This window comes from Chryseobacterium metallicongregator (assembly GCF_031324065.1).
GTDB lineage: Bacteria > Bacteroidota > Bacteroidia > Flavobacteriales > Weeksellaceae > Chryseobacterium > Chryseobacterium metallicongregator.
The window spans coordinates 211880-228772 of the sequence record NZ_JAVIXS010000020.1 but is presented as its reverse complement, the minus strand read 5'-3'; the positions used below and the strand labels follow the sequence as shown (position 1 = coordinate 228772).

The 16893-nt window shown below is 37.5% G+C and carries 16 protein-coding genes; 12 read left to right on the top strand and 4 right to left on the bottom strand.

From position 1 onward, the window contains the following. Position 1: 1 nt before the first annotated feature. From REB14_RS18995 to REB14_RS18975, 5 genes are all read left to right on the top strand, one after another. On the top strand, positions 2-1189 hold the full coding sequence (locus REB14_RS18995) for an efflux RND transporter periplasmic adaptor subunit (RefSeq protein ID WP_079241553.1): 1188 nt from the start codon (positions 2-4) through the stop codon (positions 1187-1189). Beyond that, entirely contained in the window at positions 1189-4335 is a 3147-nt protein-coding gene (locus REB14_RS18990; protein WP_034694383.1) for an efflux RND transporter permease subunit, read from the top strand. The genes REB14_RS18995 and REB14_RS18990 overlap by 1 nt, the downstream gene beginning before the upstream one ends. Positions 4336-4430: 95 nt before the next feature. Continuing rightward, positions 4431-5846: an efflux transporter outer membrane subunit gene (locus REB14_RS18985; RefSeq protein WP_309522982.1), complete on the top strand. Its 1416-nt coding sequence runs from the start codon at positions 4431-4433 to the stop codon at positions 5844-5846. Between the two features lie 152 nt (positions 5847-5998). Continuing rightward, positions 5999-6487, top strand: coding sequence for a GNAT family N-acetyltransferase (locus tag REB14_RS18980; RefSeq protein WP_079241555.1), 489 nt, complete (start codon positions 5999-6001; stop codon positions 6485-6487). Positions 6488-6489: 2 nt separating this feature from the next. Beyond that, positions 6490-6972: a MarR family winged helix-turn-helix transcriptional regulator gene (locus tag REB14_RS18975; protein ID WP_079241556.1), complete on the top strand. Its 483-nt coding sequence runs from the start codon at positions 6490-6492 to the stop codon at positions 6970-6972. Between the two features lies 1 nt (position 6973). On the opposite strand, the gene REB14_RS18970 is transcribed toward REB14_RS18975, so the two are convergent. After that, positions 6974-7147 (bottom strand): hypothetical protein, encoded by a 174-nt coding sequence (locus REB14_RS18970; RefSeq protein ID WP_309522981.1) that lies wholly within the window; start codon positions 7145-7147, stop codon positions 6974-6976. 56 nt (positions 7148-7203) lie between these two features. Next, on the bottom strand, positions 7204-7602 hold the full coding sequence (locus REB14_RS18965) for a hypothetical protein (RefSeq protein WP_309522980.1): 399 nt from the start codon (positions 7600-7602) through the stop codon (positions 7204-7206). 170 nt (positions 7603-7772) lie between these two features. Here REB14_RS18965 and REB14_RS18960 point away from each other — a divergent pair, with 170 nt between their 5' ends. Continuing rightward, a complete protein-coding gene (locus tag REB14_RS18960) occupies positions 7773-8354 on the top strand; it encodes a YdeI/OmpD-associated family protein (RefSeq protein WP_079241558.1) in 582 nt (193 codons plus the stop codon). A gap of 109 nt (positions 8355-8463) precedes the next feature. Here the strand turns inward: REB14_RS18960 and REB14_RS18955 are convergent, their stop codons facing one another. Further along, entirely contained in the window at positions 8464-11073 is a 2610-nt protein-coding gene (locus REB14_RS18955) for a TonB-dependent receptor (RefSeq protein ID WP_309522979.1), read from the bottom strand. A gap of 378 nt (positions 11074-11451) precedes the next feature. On the opposite strand from REB14_RS18955, the gene REB14_RS18950 reads away from it, so the two are divergent. Both REB14_RS18950 and REB14_RS18945 read left to right on the top strand, forming a co-directional pair. Next, positions 11452-12057 (top strand): alpha-ketoglutarate-dependent dioxygenase AlkB family protein, encoded by a 606-nt coding sequence (locus REB14_RS18950; protein WP_309522978.1) that lies wholly within the window; start codon positions 11452-11454, stop codon positions 12055-12057. A 133-nt stretch (positions 12058-12190) separates the two neighbouring features. Then, entirely contained in the window at positions 12191-12802 is a 612-nt protein-coding gene (locus REB14_RS18945; RefSeq protein ID WP_079241561.1) for a DUF4142 domain-containing protein, read from the top strand. A gap of 198 nt (positions 12803-13000) precedes the next feature. Here the strand turns inward: REB14_RS18945 and REB14_RS18940 are convergent, their stop codons facing one another. Beyond that, positions 13001-13381, bottom strand: a complete 381-nt coding sequence (locus REB14_RS18940) for a DUF2383 domain-containing protein (RefSeq protein WP_309522977.1) — start codon at positions 13379-13381, stop codon at positions 13001-13003. Positions 13382-13647: 266 nt separating this feature from the next. Here REB14_RS18940 and pnuC point away from each other — a divergent pair, with 266 nt between their 5' ends. The 4 genes from pnuC (at position 13648) to REB14_RS18920 (ending at position 16885) form a co-directional block, all read left to right on the top strand. Continuing rightward, on the top strand, positions 13648-14244 hold the full coding sequence (gene pnuC, locus REB14_RS18935) for a nicotinamide riboside transporter PnuC (protein WP_309522976.1): 597 nt from the start codon (positions 13648-13650) through the stop codon (positions 14242-14244). After that, complete coding sequence (locus tag REB14_RS18930) at positions 14231-15262, top strand: acyl-CoA dehydrogenase family protein (protein WP_309522975.1); 1032 nt, start codon at positions 14231-14233, stop codon at positions 15260-15262. The genes pnuC and REB14_RS18930 overlap by 14 nt, the downstream gene beginning before the upstream one ends. A 141-nt stretch (positions 15263-15403) precedes the next feature. Beyond that, entirely contained in the window at positions 15404-15898 is a 495-nt protein-coding gene (locus REB14_RS18925; RefSeq protein ID WP_309522974.1) for an RNA polymerase sigma factor, read from the top strand. Between the two features lie 174 nt (positions 15899-16072). Continuing rightward, positions 16073-16885: a FecR family protein gene (locus tag REB14_RS18920; protein ID WP_309522973.1), complete on the top strand. Its 813-nt coding sequence runs from the start codon at positions 16073-16075 to the stop codon at positions 16883-16885. Positions 16886-16893 lie beyond the last annotated feature (8 nt).

The window sequence follows — 16893 nt, the reverse complement described above, 5'->3', positions numbered from 1 at the left end:
AATGAATAATAAGCTAGTTATACTTTCCATTGCAGCGTTTTCACTGACAGCCTGCAAAAAAGAAGCTCCGAAACAGGATGGTGCCAAGCCGTATCCGGTTGTTTCCGTGGAGTCAAAAAATATAGTGGGTTATCAGACGTTTCCGGCTACCATTCAGGGTAGAGTAAACAATGATGTACGTGCAAAAATACAAGGGTATATTACCCAGGTATTGGTAGATGAAGGACAATATGTTACCAAAGGACAGCCTTTGTTCCGTCTGGAAACCAATATCCTGAACGAAAATGCAGCAGCTTCCAAAGCAGGAATAGGTGCTGCGGCCTCCAGTGTTGCAGCGGCTCAGGCTTCTGTAAATGCGGCTCAGGTTGAAGTAAACAAACTAAAACCTCTGGTTCAGAAAAATATCATCAGCAGTGTACAATTGCAGACAGCACAGGCTCAGTTGGCTCAGGCTCAGGCTCAGCTTCAACAGGCTAATGCTGCCAAAAGACAGGCTGAAGCGAATTACAAAGGAGTAGAAGCCAATATTGAATATTCTATCATTCGTGCTCCTATTTCCGGGGTGATCGGAAGACTACCATTAAAAGTAGGTAGTTTGGTAGGGCCGTCTGATCAGACACCTTTGACAACAATTTCAGATACGTCCGAGATCTATGCTTACTTCGCGATGAATGAAAAGGAATATTTTGATTTCCTTGAAAAATCTCCGGGAGCATCTATGCCTGAGAAAATTAAAAACTTACCCATGGTAGAACTTCAGTTGGCCAATGGAAGTCTTTATCCTGAAAAAGGGAGAATTGAAGCCATTACTGGTCAGATTGATCCTACAACCGGAACTATCCAGTTCAGAGTTGCTTTTTCGAATGCTCAGAAATTATTAAGTAATGGTAACAGTGGAACCATCAGATTCCCTCAGCATTACGATAATGTTCTTGTTGTACCTGAAAGTGCTACTTATGAGCAACAAGGTATCGTTTACGTATACAAAGTAGAAAAAGGAGATACTGCCAGAAACGTTGTTGTAAATGTGATCGACAGAATTGACAATATGGCTCTTCTTAAATCAGGAGTTAATAAAGGAGAAACGGTTATTGCAGCTGGTATCGGAGGTCTGAAACCGGGAACAGCAGTGAAGCCGAAGCCAATCAAAATGGATAGTCTTGTTCAATCTATAAAACCGAAATTCTAATGATAAAAAACTTTATTAACAGACCGGTTTTATCTACCGTAATCTCAATTTTGATTGTGATTCTCGGTGTGCTAGGGCTGATCTCGTTACCGGTTACGCAGTACCCGGATATTGCGCCGCCTACGGTAAGTGTTTCCGCAAACTATACGGGAGCCAATGCTGAGACGGTGATGAAAAGTGTGGTAGTTCCTTTGGAAGAACAGATCAACGGGGTGGAAGGTATGGATTATATCACTTCCAGTGCCGGGAATGACGGTTCTGCTCAGATCCAGGTTTTCTTCAAACAAGGAATAGACCCGGATATTGCAGCGGTAAACGTACAGAACCGTGTAGCGAGAGCAACACCTCTTTTACCATCTGAAGTAACACGTTCAGGGGTTGTAACCCAGAAGCAGCAGACCAGTGCCCTGATGTATATGTCTTTCTATTCTGAAAATAAAGATTTGGATGACGTATACCTTCAGAACTTTTTGAATATCAATATTATTCCAAACCTGAAAAGGGTAAATGGTGTAGGGGATGCCAACGTATTCGGTGGTAAAAACTATTCCATGAGAATCTGGCTGGATCCTGCAAAAATGGCTGCTTACAGTGTAACTCCTACAGATGTTACCAATGCTATCAATGAGCAGAGTAGAGAAGCTGCTGCGGGTTCTATTGGACAAAACAGTGGAAGTTCTTTTGAATATATCATTAAATACGTAGGTAAATTCAACGATAAAGAACAGTACGATAATATCATCATCAAATCTCTTGCAAACGGACAAAACCTGATGCTGAAAGACGTTGCTAAAGTAGAACTGGCAGGGCAGTCTTATACAGGAATCGGGGAGAACGGAAACAATCCTTCCATCAGTATGGGGATCTTCCAGACTCCGGGATCCAATGCACAGGAGATTATTAAGAATATCAAAGCCTATCTGAAATCAGCAGAGGGAACTTTTCCAAAGGGCGTAAAATATACTTTTAACTTTGATACCAACGAATTCCTGGAAGCTTCTATTGAAAAGGTAGTACATACCCTGATCGAAGCCTTCATTCTGGTATTTATTGTAGTGTATATTTTCCTTCAGGATTTCAGATCTACACTGATCCCGGCCATTGCGGTTCCGGTATCTATTGTGGGGGCGTTCTTCTTCCTGAATTTATTCGGATATTCATTGAACCTCTTAACCTTATTTGCATTGGTACTGGCCATTGGTATTGTAGTGGATGATGCCATTGTCGTCGTCGAGGCCGTTCATGCCAAGATGGAACATGGTATTTCCGATGCTAAAAAAGCGACAGTAGAGGCAATGGATGAGATTACAGGAGCTATTATATCTATTACATTGGTAATGGCAGCGGTATTTATTCCGGTAACGTTCATTACAGGACCTACAGGGGTATTCTACCAGCAGTTTGGTATTACGTTGATCATTGCCATCATCATTTCTGCTATTAATGCATTAACGCTGAGTCCGGTTTTATGTTCATTATTCCTGAAACCTCACGCAGAGCATCATAAAGAGTATCAAAGCCTGAATCTGTTACAGAAGTTTTTCTATAAGTTTAATATTGCTTTTAAAACAACTACTGAGCGTTACGGAAGAGGATTTGTATTCTTGTTAAGACATAAATGGGTTACCTTAATTATTTTTGCTGTTACCGGAGGAATCTTATTCTGGGCAAGCAGCAGTATGAAGAAAGGTTTTGTACCTACAGAAGACAGAGGGATTATCTTTACAGATGTTCAGCTTCCTCCGGGAGCTTCTATGGAAAGAACGTATAATGCTTTGAAAACACTTCAGGCAAAAGCATTAAAAGTTCCGGGAGTACAGAATGTAACAATTTCTACGGGTAGAGGATTCTTATCCGGAAACGGAAGTAACAACGGTCTTGCCTTTGTGAAACTGAAACCATTCGAAGAAAGAAAAAAAGACGGACAGACTTCTGAAGATATCACCAAAAAATTATTTGGAATTGTAGGATCTGTTCCTGACGCTAAAGTCGTATTCTTCCAACCGCCAAGTGTACCAGGATTTGGTAACAGTGCAGGTTTTGAAATGGTATTGCTGGACAAGTCAGGAGGTGAATATGCCGATTTAGATGCTAAAACGAATGAATTCATCGGTAAGCTGATGCAGAGACCGGAAATTCAGTTTGCACAGACTTCATTCAATACAAAATATCCTCAGTATCAGATGGAAATTAATGTTCCTCTGAGCAAGCAGCTTGGTGTTTCTGTAAACGACATTCTGGCGACTATGCAAGGGTATATTGGTGGTATTTATACTGCCGACTTTACCAAGTATGGAAAGCAGTTCAGGGTGATGGTTCAGGCTCTTCCTGAGAATAGAAAGAATATTGACAATCTGAATCAGCTTTATGTCAGAACAGGATCAGGGATCATGACTCCAATCTCACAGTTTGTAACATTAACAAAAGCCTATGGACCACAATCTGTAAGCCGTTATAACCTATTTACTTCAGTGAAGGTGACAGGAGCAAACTCTGACGGATACAGTTCCGGGGATGCGATTGCTGCTGTACAACAGGTGGCAGATGAAACCCTGAATCAAAACTATGCCGTAGAATTTACAGGGTTAACCAGAGAAGAATTAAATTCAGGATCTCAGACACTTCTGATTTTCGGACTAAGTTTGATCTTCGTTTACTTTATCCTTTCTGCACAGTATGAAAGTTATATCCTTCCGCTGATTGTTATTATTTCTCTTCCTCTTGGGGTAATGGGAGCTTACTTCGGCCAGAAGATTATGGGACTGGAAAATAATATTTACTTCCAGATTGCCCTGATCATGCTCGTGGGACTGCTGGCGAAAAATGCAATTCTTATTGTTGAATTCGCTGTTCAGAGAAGACATCATGGAGAAACCATTGTAATGTCAGCCATCAATGCAGCAAAAGCCAGGGTGAGACCTATTCTAATGACATCATTCGCCTTTATTTTCGGTTTATTGCCGTTAGTTCTGGCAAGTGGAATTGGAGCAGTAGGTAACAGATCTATCGCTACGGGTGCGGCAATCGGACTATTGATAGGAACTGTTTTGGGATTATTTGTAATTCCGGTTCTGTATGTGATTTTTGAAACACTGCAGGAGAAGATCAAACCTATCAAAAAAGAAGATATCAATTTAGCAGAATAAAATTAATTAGAGAAGTTAGAAGTTAGATATTTAGAAATTAGTCTAAAGCTCTATCTAACTTCTGGCCTCTAACATCTAATTTCTAATTTTTTATAATGAAGAGTTTATTAAACATCATAAAAGGAATCACTTTTTCAGTTTTCATACTCGGCGCCATTTCATCCTGTATGGCAAGAAAAGAATATGAAAGACCGAAGAATGTTGTAGACGAAAAGCTGTTCCGTACGGATATGCTTCCTTCGGACAGTGCTAGTATTGCCGATATTTCTTGGAAAGAGATATTTACGGATCCGATACTACAGGGGCATATTTCTAAAGCACTGGAGAACAATCTTGATATCAGAATTGCTTTGGAAAGTATTAATTCTGCAGAAGCTTATCTTAAACAAAGCAAAGCAGCCTACCAGCCTACTGTTTCCATAGGACCCAACTATACATTTCAGACACAGTCTATCAATACACAGTTCGGACAGATTATCGGATCAAGACGTTATGTGAACCAGTTTGACATTACGGCAAGTATCGGATGGGAAGCGGATATCTGGGGTAAATTAAAAGCACAGGAGAAAGCACAGCTGGCTACTTATTTAGGAACTGTTGCAGCGCATAAAGCTGTTAAAAGTAGTTTGGTGTCTTCCATCGCTTCTGCATATTATCAATTGTTGACATTTGATGCACAGAAGAGAATTATTTCAGAAACCATTGCGGTAAGAGAGAAAAACCTTGAAGCAACTAAGGCTTTAAAAACTTCCGGAACAGTTACTGAAGTAGCAGTACAGCAAAGTGAGGCTCTTGTTTTCAATGCCAAATCATTACTGATTGATATTGATACACAGATCCAATTGCTTGAAAATACCATGAGTCTTTTGATGGGAGAGCCTTCTCATTCTATCGAAAGATCTACATTGGAAGGGCAAAAACTTCCAATCGATTTGAAATTAGGTTATCCTACTCAACTTCTGGCCAACCGTCCGGATGTTATGAGAGCAGAGTATAACTTAATGAATGCTTTTGAGCTGACCAATGCTGCGAAAGCCCAGTTTTATCCAACTTTAAAACTGACAGGAAGCGGAGGAGTACAGTCGGTAGATATTGACCACTTATTCAGTGTAAATTCATTGTTTGCAAACGTAGTAGCAGGATTGGCTCAACCGATTTTAAATAAGAGACAGATTCAGACCAACTATGACGTAAGTCTTGCCAATAAAGAAACGGCTTATCTCAACTTCAGAAAAACAGTTCTGACTGCCGGAAAAGAAGTTTCGGATGCCATCAGAGTTTTCTCTGTTCAGGATTCATTTATTGAATTGAAGCAACATGAGTTGGATGCCTACAAAAAATCGGTTGACTATTCCCAGGAATTAGTGAACTATGGTATGGCAAACTATCTAGAAGTATTGAATGCAAGTGTGAATTCATTGAATGCAGAGCTTAACATTTCCAATGCAAGATACAGTAAAATGAAAGCAGCCGTAGAGCTTTATCAGGCTTTAGGAGGAGGCTGGAAATAACCATATTCAGCAATGTAATATCATAAAAACGTATGTCAGGAATGGCATACGTTTTTTTTGATTATTGATCATGCTAAAATTATTTAATAGGTAAAATCAATTTGTATATATGTATTCAACTACGTAGTTTTGTACTTTAAAATATAAATACTATGAAATTAGAGATACAACCCATAGGAAATTCTTATTCAGAGCAGGCCATTGATCTGATTTTGACGATTCAGCAGAAAGAGTTTAATATTCCGATTACTATTAAAGATCAACCTGACCTTCTGCAGATAGAAAGTTTTTACACGGAAGCCGGAGGTAACTTTTGGGGTGCTTTTGTAGATGGTGAGCTGGTGGGTTCTATAGCATTGGTTAAATTTGACGACAGGGCAGGAGCCATCAGAAAAATGTTTGTGAAAAAGGAATTCAGAGGAAAAGAACTGAATATTGCGCAGGAATTATTGGAAGTTTTAATTTCTTTCTGTCGCGAAAACAGAATTGATGATTTATATTTGGGAACCATAACGGTACTGAAAGCAGCCCAGCGTTTCTATGAAAGGAATGAATTTGTAAAGATTGAAAAAAGCGATCTTCCTGTTAAATTTCCTTTGATGAGTGCTGATGATGTTTTTTACCACTTAAATCTTGACTGAATATGAATGTAATCAACGAAGCAGGAATTCTTGCCATATCCACCAGACTGCACCGCCTCAGTGAACAATTGAGGAAAGATGGAGCATTGATCTATAAAGCATTCGGAATTGATTTCGAATTGAAATGGTTTCCGGTAATTTTCACCATTTATAAAAAAGAAATAGCAAGCGTTGTTGAAATTGCCAATGAAATAGGGTATACCCATCCATCTACAATAACCCTGCTCAAAGAACTGGAAAAACAGGAATTGATCCAATGGGAAAAAGATAAGCAGGATGAACGAAAAAGACTGTTTAAACTGACTTCAAAAGGGAACGATCTTATTGAAAAAATGAAACCTGTTTGGGAACTGATGGCTCAGATTTTAGGGGATATTGCAGACAATAAAAACAATCTGCTGACTGCTATTGATGAAGCAGAAGAGAAAATTGCCAATCAGTCTTTTTATCAGAGAGCATTGCAGGTGAAGAACTCGAAAAAATAATTTATTCTGTTATGATGTCAAGTGGATCTCTTACTGGCATGATACTTTTTAAATATTCTTTATCTTCTGCAGTTAACTCAGCTATACCCAGTGCAATATCTTCCCATGCTTTTTCGCCCTGACGTGTAAGGGCAAATTCAATGGATTGAATTTTAGGTTTTTTATTAAGACCCAATATTCTTAAATCTATTCTTTGTCCTTCTTTTATTTTGCCTTCTTCAATTTGTCCTATTAAAAAAAAATTCTTCCTGTAACTTGAAATGTATTACTGAGCTTAAACTGAGCAGCAGTTAAATGATGCCAGTTATATCCACAATATCTGCATTGTTTTGCACGTGGAGTACGGGCGAGTTTGTGGCATTTAGGACAATTGTTGAAAAAAACTTTTTCAGGAGTTTCTGCCATTATCCGGGTTACAACATTTTGTTCAAAAACTTCATATCCATGTTCTAATAGTTGTATGACTTCAGGATCAGAATTTATCCAGCCCCGCTTTATCATTGCATTTCTTATATGCTCACTTTCAGAACTCTTCAAAGTATACATATGATGATTCAGTGCTAATGCTTCGTCCCTGGTCATTAATTTCCCAAAATATCTGATAATATAATTTATAGTTTCTGTGTCCATATCTAAGTAAAAAAAGTAAAACCTTTTAATGATTTAGTTTGTCTAATTTATCATTTATTTCTTTAAAATAGCCTTATATTATGGAATGTGATAATTAAGAAATAGAAATTTAATACTGACAAACTATTGTCATTAAAGTAAGTTAATTTTACATCAATAAAAGAAAAGCTATGGGAGAAATTGCATACAAACACACCTTCTGTGTCAATACACAGGAAGAATGGAGGCAATGGCTGGAAGAGAATCATCATATAGAGCAGTCTGTATGGCTTATCTGTAATACCAGAAAATCAAATTTACCCATTGTTCATTGGACGGATCTGGTAGATGAAGCCCTTTGTTTTGGCTGGATTGACAGTACGAGAAAAACCATAGACAAAGGTTCGTTTATGCAGTTATTCAGCAGACGGAAGCCGAAGAGTACCTGGTCCAAAATTAATAAAGATAAGGTTCAGAAGCTGATAGAAAATAATCTGATGACCAAAGCAGGATTTGAAACGATCAGAATTGCAAAAGAGAATGGCTCGTGGAATATTTTGGATTCGGTAGAAGACCTTACCATTCCTGATGACCTGAGTGAAGCATTTAAACTGCATGAAGGCTCCGAAATCTATTTTCTAAGCTTGAGTAAATCTATAAAAAAAATGCTGCTTCAATGGATTGTACTTGCCAAAAGACCTGAAACCAGAAAAAATCGTATTGATGAAATAGCCAGACAGGCTGCTCAGAATAAAAAACCTAAAAATTTTTAAGCTGTAAAAAGATAGAACATTATTTTTGACACTTATGTTTAAAAATAAGAAAAGGCTGTCCAAAAATGAGACAGCCTTTTCAATTGATTCATTATTAAAATATATTATCTTAGAATCTCAAAGTGGCTGCAACAGACCAGGTTCTTCCAAAACCAAGGAATCCTGTATTGCCGTCTGCAACACCCTGATAAACTCTGCCAGCTTCCTGATACGTTTTTCCGGCATCGGGACCATTGGCAATTTTATCTCCTGCGAAGATATTGGAGCTCAATTCGGAAATATAATATTTGTTAAATAAGTTATATACGTTAGCTCTCAATGTTAAAGATTTTTTCGCATCCAATGTAAATTTGTAAGAAGCACCAACATCAAATAAATGATAGCTTGGCAATTTTACAATTCCTTTTTCTCTTGCCGCTTCAGTAAGGAAGTTGATCGGGTTGAACTGAGCATAAAGCTTGTCATAATATTCCCAGTTGGCATCAATACTGAATGCTTTGGTGATATTGTAATCTGCTCCGATGCTTGCTGTTGTTTGAGCAGCATCTCCTACTTTCAGGTCTTTGATATTGATCACTCCTGTAGCTCCTGCTATTTCCTGGTTGGTTTGAACATCCAGAATGTTGAAGTTAGCATTTCCTTTATATTTCCAGTTACCCAATGATACCATTCCTCTTAATCTAAGGTTAGTAAAAGGTCTTGCCTTTGCTTCCAATTCGATTCCCTGGTGTACCTGTCCTACATTCAAAGCATTATAGAAATAAGCATTTCCAAGGCTTAACTGAGAGAATTTTGCAACATCTGCTGCCGTAGCATTGAATGTTCTTGAGATAAATCTGTCATCCCACTGCGTTCTGTAAGCATTGATGTTCACATCTATATAACGCGATTTGAAACCATATCCTAATTCCACAGAGAAGATTCTTTCATTTTTAGCATCATTATAGATATTCTGGTTGGATGGGAATAATGCATTGAATAAAGGCTGTCTTGAAATAACTCCTGTATTGAAAAATACATTATGGTGATCATCTATATTATAGTTGGCACCTCCTTTTACAATATATCCTGTTTTATGATACCATTTTGTCTCCTGATTTCCCGGAGTATACAGCATATAATCTCTTCTCTTGTAATACTGCTCAGAAACAGATCCCTGAACAGATGCACTTAGTTTTTCAGAGCTGTATTCAACCATTCCATAGATTCCAGCCCATTTTACCAGCCCTTCGTTGTGAATAGATACCTTCTGAGCATCTTTAAGCTTGGTAAGCGGTTCCGGTTTTACGGTTTGATTGATATAATATCCTTTTGGCGCATTGGCAGTATTAGGAACATACAATGCATCAGATCCTAACATATCTGTTACAATGTCATACAAAGCTCCTTTGTATGTTTTAAGATCAATTCCTCCGTTGAAAGTCCAGTTATTTTTTTTGTAATTAAGGTCTGCGATTACTCCATACCAGTCATGAGCATTTATACTCTGCTTTCTTACGATCCCATTGGTTCCGTTCAGAGTCGCTACATATTTTCCGTTATAATCACCAGGAGAACCTGCAGGTGCAGTGAAGGTTGATTTCTGGAAGCTATTTCCATTATAATCTGTTACCATACCGCCTCTGTTATAACGGTAAATCATATCCCAGTTGATCGTACCGTCGCCACCTGCGCCATAATTCATGAAGTTCATAGTTTGTCCGGCTGCGTTTTTGATAGAACCGTTCAATCCGGTACCACCGCCACCGCGTCCCCATGAACCATAAAGAACTGTGGATAGCTTCAGATTGTCATTCATATTCCAATCCCAGTTTAATGAAGCGATAGGCTTGTGGTAGAAGTTCGGTGCTAAATTGAATTGAGAACCATTCAGCATTCCTGTTTGTGGATTGTATCTTCTTCCGTAAGTTTCAAACTGCTGCAGTGTTGCCACATTAGCTCCGGTTGCAGAAGACCTTCTCGTATCGTGTACTTGTGGTGCTCCGGTAGCGATAAAATTGAACGCATGCTTTTCATTAGGCTTAAATCCTGTAGAGAAAAACCATGAGTAACCTTCTCCTTTTGTTCCATTGATGTATCCGTCACCTTGCCAGCGGGAAAGCAATACTGTTGTTCCCCATTTGTTTTTTAATCCTGAAGAGTACATTGCTGATATTCTGGAGTAGTTATCATTTCCAACTTCTCCTTTAATCATTGCTTTCTGCTCAGAATCGGTAGCTTTGGTTACAATATTGATCGTTCCTCCTACAGAAGGGACTACAAATTTGGAAGCTCCCAAACCTCTTTGAATCTGAATATTGCTTGCAATATCAGCTAATCCGGTCCAGTTAGACCAGTACACAGTACCTCCCTGCATATCATTCACCGGCTGTCCGTTGATGATTACTGCAATGTTAGCCCCGTCAAAACCTCTCATGTTGATTCTGCTGTCTCCGAATCCTCCACCTACTTTGGTAACATAAACGGATGGAGTAGACTTCATAATTTCAGGGAATTCTCTGTTTCCCAGTTTTTCCTGAATTTCTGCAGCCTTAATGTTGGATACTGCAACAGGTGTTTTTCTCTCTTTGGCTGTTTGGGAAAGGTTTCTACCTACCAACATAACCTCATCAATAGATTTAGATTTCTCTAAAGAATCCTTCGTACTCTGCCCATAATAGATGGCGGCCGTAGGTAATACAAGCGCTATAATTAGTCGCTTTTTAAAAGTAATGCTCATGAAATAAACTAGCGTGTTTGATTTTAAGGCTGCAAAGATGGATAATTATTTTTGAATTAAGTATTAAATCTTCCCGAAGTGATATGCTATTGTATGCATATAATGCATTATTACTCGTTTTTTTGGATGTATTAATTATTTCAGATGTTTAATTTACAATTTGTTATAAAAGTGAATTATACAAAAAAAGGATTGTTTTTAACGAATAAAAAATAATGATGTGCTCCATCTGAAATTCCTCCGGAATGTATTTTTTTATAATGATATTTAAGGGTTGGTTTATTTTGTATCATTATTAATATATTTGTAGATATTATTTGTATCAAATTCGTTTCCTCAGATAAAATAAGGTTTCCTATTATTTTAAAAACTAAAAATATGACTCAGCTCAGCTTGTTCAACACAGAAGATTTATATGAATTTCCAAAAGACCTTTTGGAATACAGAGAACATTTCCTGAGTCGGGACGAAGCGGACCAACTTAAAAATCATCTGCTTGAAACCGCTCCCTGGAAACAACGAACCCAGAAAATGTATGATAAAATGGTTTTGACCCCTCGTTTAACAGCCTGGTATGGTGATCCGAAAACGGATTATCCTTTAGGAAATGGTGAAGTGGATAATAACGTCTGGACTCCCGAATTATTTTCTTTAAAACAAAGGATAGAAGATATATTTGGTTATCAGTTCAATTCCGTATTGCTTAATCTTTACAGGGATCATAATGATTCGGTTGCCTGGCATCAGGATAAGGAAAGCAGATACGGGAAACGTCCTGTGATTGCATCTTTAAGTTTAGGGCAGACCAGAAATTTTGATTTCAGGAAAAAAGATCATCATCAAAGTAAATACAGCCTACCACTTCCTCATGGATCATTATTGATTATGAAAGGTGATCTTCAGGAAAACTGGGAACATCGGATTGCTAAATCTGTAACTTCTATGAAAGAGCGTATTAATCTTACATTCCGGCTGATTCGATAATTGTAAAATGTTTATTCATAATATTTTATGATAATAAATGATTTGCTGAAAATGTTATTTGGCCGATAAATTGTTGCTATTATAAAGAAGTCCTCATAGATTTCACTCATATCACCACTTAAAATTTATTATTATGAAAAATTTTGTAGTAACAATTTTTGCAGTAGCTGCTTTGGCAGGCTGTAAAAAAAATGACCAAACACCGTCCAGCCAATCCACGCAAAGTACAACCATGTCTCCTTCCGCTGAATCTGGAATGACGGTGAGCGATTCTATTAAAACTTCAACCTCCACAGACCAGAAAACTTCTCTAAGTGATCAGGACAAAAAGTTTGCAGATGCAGCGGCAATAGGAGGGCTGATGGAAGTTATGATGGGAAAATTAGCAGAAACAAATGCTGAAAATCCTGTTGTAAAATCTCTGGGATCCATGATGGTAACAGATCATACCAAAGTGAATGATGAACTTAAAAGCTGGGCTTCCAATAATAGCTATACACTTCCCACAGGTTTGGAGGCAGATAAGCAGAAGATGTATAATGATCTGAAAGCTAAGAAAGGAAAAGACTTTGACAAAAAATATACAGATCTTATGGTGAGTGATCATAAAGAAGATATAGAAGTATTCAAAAAAGAAGCATCAAAGGGAACAGAAACTTCACTAAAATCTTTTGCCTCTAAGACACTTCCCACACTTGAACATCATTTAAAAGAATCCGAAAAGGCGAAAAATGCGGTCAGATAATCTAGGGTTAATATGACTTGCATCATAAGACAAACAGAATGTATTTGATACTTTTGAATGATTAAATATTATTTTGTTCTTGATTATTACGCTCCTCTTTTTAAGGGGAGTTTTTTATTCTTCTTTCTTTTTGTATTCTTCAATTTTCTTAAACTGCCGATAAGAATCTTTCAGATTACGAAGCTGCTCTGAGACGGTTTAAATCCCTTTTTCACTAAGATTTCCGCTGTCCATAGCATTTTGATATGCTTCTATAGCTGCTTTTTCCCCAAACACTACATTTCCTAATGTAGATTCTACCAAATTACCCATGGTGAAAGAATTTTTAATATCAATCCATGTCCTGTGAATGGCTCCTGCAATGGAAGTTGAATTTTCCGGATTACCCTGTCTTTCTGTAATGAGGTTTATAAGTTCATTCTTCATGATTTTCGATTGTGAAATCATATGATCATACTCATCCTTTACATCAGGATACATTTCCCAGACTTTCCCTTCTACTTTTTCGAAGCCTTCCATTCTGTCATTTGTAATGTGAAGTAAGTCATTAAGTACCGAGATTTCTTTCTGATTGTCCATAACATAAATTTTTAAATTAAACATAATGATCTACTAAATTATAATTTAGCACTCAGATCTTTTATAATCCTGATCATATACGTAAAAAGTTAGTCTGATGTATTTCTTTTTCCACAAAAAAGCTGCACCTTTGCCCCAACAATGGGGTGCTACAGATAACAGTGGCTGAGATGATACCCAGGAATGTACTTCCACACCTGATCCGGACAATGCCGGCGTAGGGATTGCTTACTTATCATCTCATCATTTGATTTCTAAAAATTAATATGATGCAGGACATTTTAAAACAAATTACCTTACCGGAATGGTTCGGAGTCTTATTTTCAGTGATTCAGGTTTTACTGGCCCGTAAAAACAATGTCAACAACTATCTTTTCGGAATTGCGGGTATTCTGCTTACATTGTATGTGATGCTTACTTCCAAGCTGTACGCTGAATTCACCTTGAATCTTTATTATCTGATCATGAGCATCTACGGATGGCTGTACTGGAAATTCGGTAAACAGAAATCCGAAATGGAAATCTCCGTTACCACCACCAATGAAAAATGGATTACCGGAGGAATTGTTTTGGGAACTTTTATCTTATTCTGGTCTTTTCTCACTCATTTTACCGATTCGGATGTTCCTGTTTGGGATTCTCTGGTAAGTGCTTTTGCCTGGGCAGGAATGTGGCTGATGGCAAGACGGAAAATTGAAAACTGGGTGATCCTCAATATCAGTAATATTATTTCCATTCCTTTAATGATTCATAAGGAATTATATCTCTATGCTGTTTTAACATCATTCTTATTTTTAGTGGCAATCTCCGGTTATATAGAATGGCAAAAAATTATTAAATCCAAAGCTCATGCTCAGTACTAAAGACATCAGAAAAGAACTTCAGGGAGCTTCTGTAATTTCTGATAAAGTGATGCTGCATATTCACGAAGAAGGATTGCTTAAAATCTGGGTTCCCAAAAAATATGGTGGACTCGGCTATCGTTTTGAAGAAGGGCTTAAAGTATTATTTGGCTGGGCGCAAACCGATGGAAGCTTTGGCTGGATGCTGACACTTTGTGCCGGAGCCAACTATTTTTCCAGAAATAGTAAACCAGAAGTTGCCCAATTACTCTTCACCCATACCAAAACCTGTTTTGGCGGAAGCGGAATGATTGGTGGCACCGCAGAAAAGCAGGATGATAATACCTATCTGATCAACGGTTCATGGAATTTTGCAACAGGAGCACCTCATCTGACCCATTTTACACTCAATGCCAAAATTACAGAAAACGGGAAACCTATAACGGATAAAGACGGGAATGAGACTATTCAATCATTCATCATTCCGAAAGAAAAGGCTCAAATTATCCCCAGCTGGAAATCCATGGGAATGAAAGCCAGCGGTACCTATTCTTTCACTATTGAAAATGTTCTGGTGAGTGAAGATTACAGTTTTGTGTACGATCAGTTTTTCACCAATGATACTTTGGACAGTATTCCGTTTCGGATTTTTGCAGATTTGACGCTATTGGTCAATTATTTGGGAATGGCCTCTCATTTTATTGAAGAAGCAGAAAATATTCGTCCTGAAATCAATTTCAAAATTTTTGCAGAATCCGTTGAAAAGCATTTGGGAAAAGTTTTAAATATAGCCAGAGAAGTAGAAAATATACTCGGTGATCACAAAGGAATTTCAGAAGATAAAGAACATAAGATTCATCAATATGGAGTAGAACTGGTTCAAAAATTGTCCCATCAGATCCTTACTATTTATACACAGTTAGGAATCCGGGCTACGGATACCAATTCTGCGGTGTATCAGGTATTTTGTGACTATTTTACAGCAGCAATGCATTCCAATTTCAGACCTTCTGCGGATGATGTTAACTTTTCTTTCTGAGAAATAATCAGAAAATACTTCTTTGAAAATCCGGCGATGGATGAATGCTAAGAATTTAAACTTAATATATATTTAATATGATTGCCATAGCTTTTAGATACTTTTGTATCACCAGTTTTGAGTTCAAAGACGTATTAAAGAATGGATCATTTTAAAGAAATATATTCCGGTTACAAGCACAGGGTGTATTTTTTTGTGGCCAAATACCTTTCGGAAGAGGAAGATATTGAAGAAATTGTACAGGACATTTTTATGCATGTCTGGAAATATCTGTCCAAAATCCATTCTCCATCAGAAATTGAAGCGCTTATTTTTAAATCTGCCAAACAGGAAGTCTCCAATTTCTACCGTAAAAGAAAAATGATTTTCGTTCCTCTAGAAAGTTCCCCTGAAAGTCAGGATGAAGAAAACTCAGAAATAGAAAAACAAATACAGCAGGAAGACCAACTCAAAAAGATAGAAAGTCTTCTGGAACAGGTTCCCGAAAAAAGCCGTGAGTTTTTCATCAAAAATAAAATCCAGAATCTCAGCCTTTTTACCATCGCTCAGGAAAATGATATTTCCAAAACGGCTGTTGAAAAACATGTGAATAAGGTGTTGAAGTTTCTGAGAGCGAATTTGAATTTTTTCTTTTAGATGATACTTTTACTATTCCAATTTCCTTCATCATTTAATTTCTTTAAATTAGTTAGGCTTGAGTTAACTTTAACCCAACATCACCCAATATGAACAAATCGTTAAATCAAAAAAATATAGGTTGACGATTCTGCACTTCCTGCGTATTCTCTAATAAAGATCAAATAGGAGCGTATGGATTTCGAAAATCAATGGAAATCAGTCAAAGAAGAAAACAGGAAAATGAAGGGTTCTGCAGATCAGCGAATCTGGAACGGACTTGAAAATAAAATCAGATCCAGATACAAGACAAAAAGGTTTTTGTGGGCTGCGGCTGTTCTTTTACCTTTATTTACCGTGATGACTCTGTTCTTTACTGAAAATGCTCTAAGCTCTTCATCTCATCAGCAAATGGTTTTCAGAACGGAAACGATGCAAAAGGAATTCACCTTGCCGGACGGAAGTATTATTACCCTGCAACCAGAAAGTGAATTGATGCTGACAGAAAATTTCGGTAAGAAAACCAGAAATGTTTCTTTTAAAGGAAAGGCATTCTTCAGTGTTGCTAAAAATAAAGCGTTGCCCTTTATCATTGATGCCAATGGATTTAGAGTGAAAGTGTTGGGAACAAAATTCCTGCTTGATCAAAGATCCGAAGATAAAAAAGTCTATCTGAAAGAAGGAAAAGTAAAAATTGATTACAAAGGTCACACCACTTATCTTTTGCCTAAAGAAACATGGCTGGCAGACAAAGACGGAAATGAAAAACATTTCTACGATCAGGATGTCGTAAGGACATTTGATTTTAATGAAATGAAATTCGGGCAGGCCATTTCACAGTTGGAGAAGACGTACAATATCTCGATAAGCTACCCTCAGCAGTATAGAGAAAACGTTATTGATGGAGATATCACCGGAGACCTTAATAAAGTTATTAAAACCATAGGATTTCCATTTAGTTTAAATACACGAAAAGAATCAGATTATCATATCATTTTAGAAAAATAATGCACCAG

What these genes read in the sequence shown, in the direction of transcription:
- REB14_RS18940 (WP_309522977.1), bottom strand. Translation starts at nt 13,381, where the DNA reads ATGGACAATCAGAAAGAAATCTCGGTACTTAATGACTTACTTCACATT.
- REB14_RS18960 (WP_079241558.1), top strand. Translation starts at nt 7,773, where the DNA reads ATGGGAGAAATTGCATACAAACACACCTTCTGTGTCAATACACAGGAA.
- pnuC (WP_309522976.1), top strand. Translation starts at nt 13,648, where the DNA reads ATGATGCAGGACATTTTAAAACAAATTACCTTACCGGAATGGTTCGGA.
- REB14_RS18990 (WP_034694383.1), top strand. Translation starts at nt 1,189, where the DNA reads ATGATAAAAAACTTTATTAACAGACCGGTTTTATCTACCGTAATCTCA.
- REB14_RS18980 (WP_079241555.1), top strand. Translation starts at nt 5,999, where the DNA reads ATGAAATTAGAGATACAACCCATAGGAAATTCTTATTCAGAGCAGGCC.
- REB14_RS18995 (WP_079241553.1), top strand. Translation starts at nt 2, where the DNA reads ATGAATAATAAGCTAGTTATACTTTCCATTGCAGCGTTTTCACTGACA.
- REB14_RS18975 (WP_079241556.1), top strand. Translation starts at nt 6,490, where the DNA reads ATGAATGTAATCAACGAAGCAGGAATTCTTGCCATATCCACCAGACTG.
- REB14_RS18945 (WP_079241561.1), top strand. Translation starts at nt 12,191, where the DNA reads ATGAAAAATTTTGTAGTAACAATTTTTGCAGTAGCTGCTTTGGCAGGC.
- REB14_RS18920 (WP_309522973.1), top strand. Translation starts at nt 16,073, where the DNA reads ATGGATTTCGAAAATCAATGGAAATCAGTCAAAGAAGAAAACAGGAAA.
- REB14_RS18955 (WP_309522979.1), bottom strand. Translation starts at nt 11,073, where the DNA reads ATGAGCATTACTTTTAAAAAGCGACTAATTATAGCGCTTGTATTACCT.
- REB14_RS18930 (WP_309522975.1), top strand. Translation starts at nt 14,231, where the DNA reads ATGCTCAGTACTAAAGACATCAGAAAAGAACTTCAGGGAGCTTCTGTA.
- REB14_RS18985 (WP_309522982.1), top strand. Translation starts at nt 4,431, where the DNA reads ATGAAGAGTTTATTAAACATCATAAAAGGAATCACTTTTTCAGTTTTC.
- REB14_RS18965 (WP_309522980.1), bottom strand. Translation starts at nt 7,602, where the DNA reads ATGGACACAGAAACTATAAATTATATTATCAGATATTTTGGGAAATTA.
- REB14_RS18950 (WP_309522978.1), top strand. Translation starts at nt 11,452, where the DNA reads ATGACTCAGCTCAGCTTGTTCAACACAGAAGATTTATATGAATTTCCA.
- REB14_RS18925 (WP_309522974.1), top strand. Translation starts at nt 15,404, where the DNA reads ATGGATCATTTTAAAGAAATATATTCCGGTTACAAGCACAGGGTGTAT.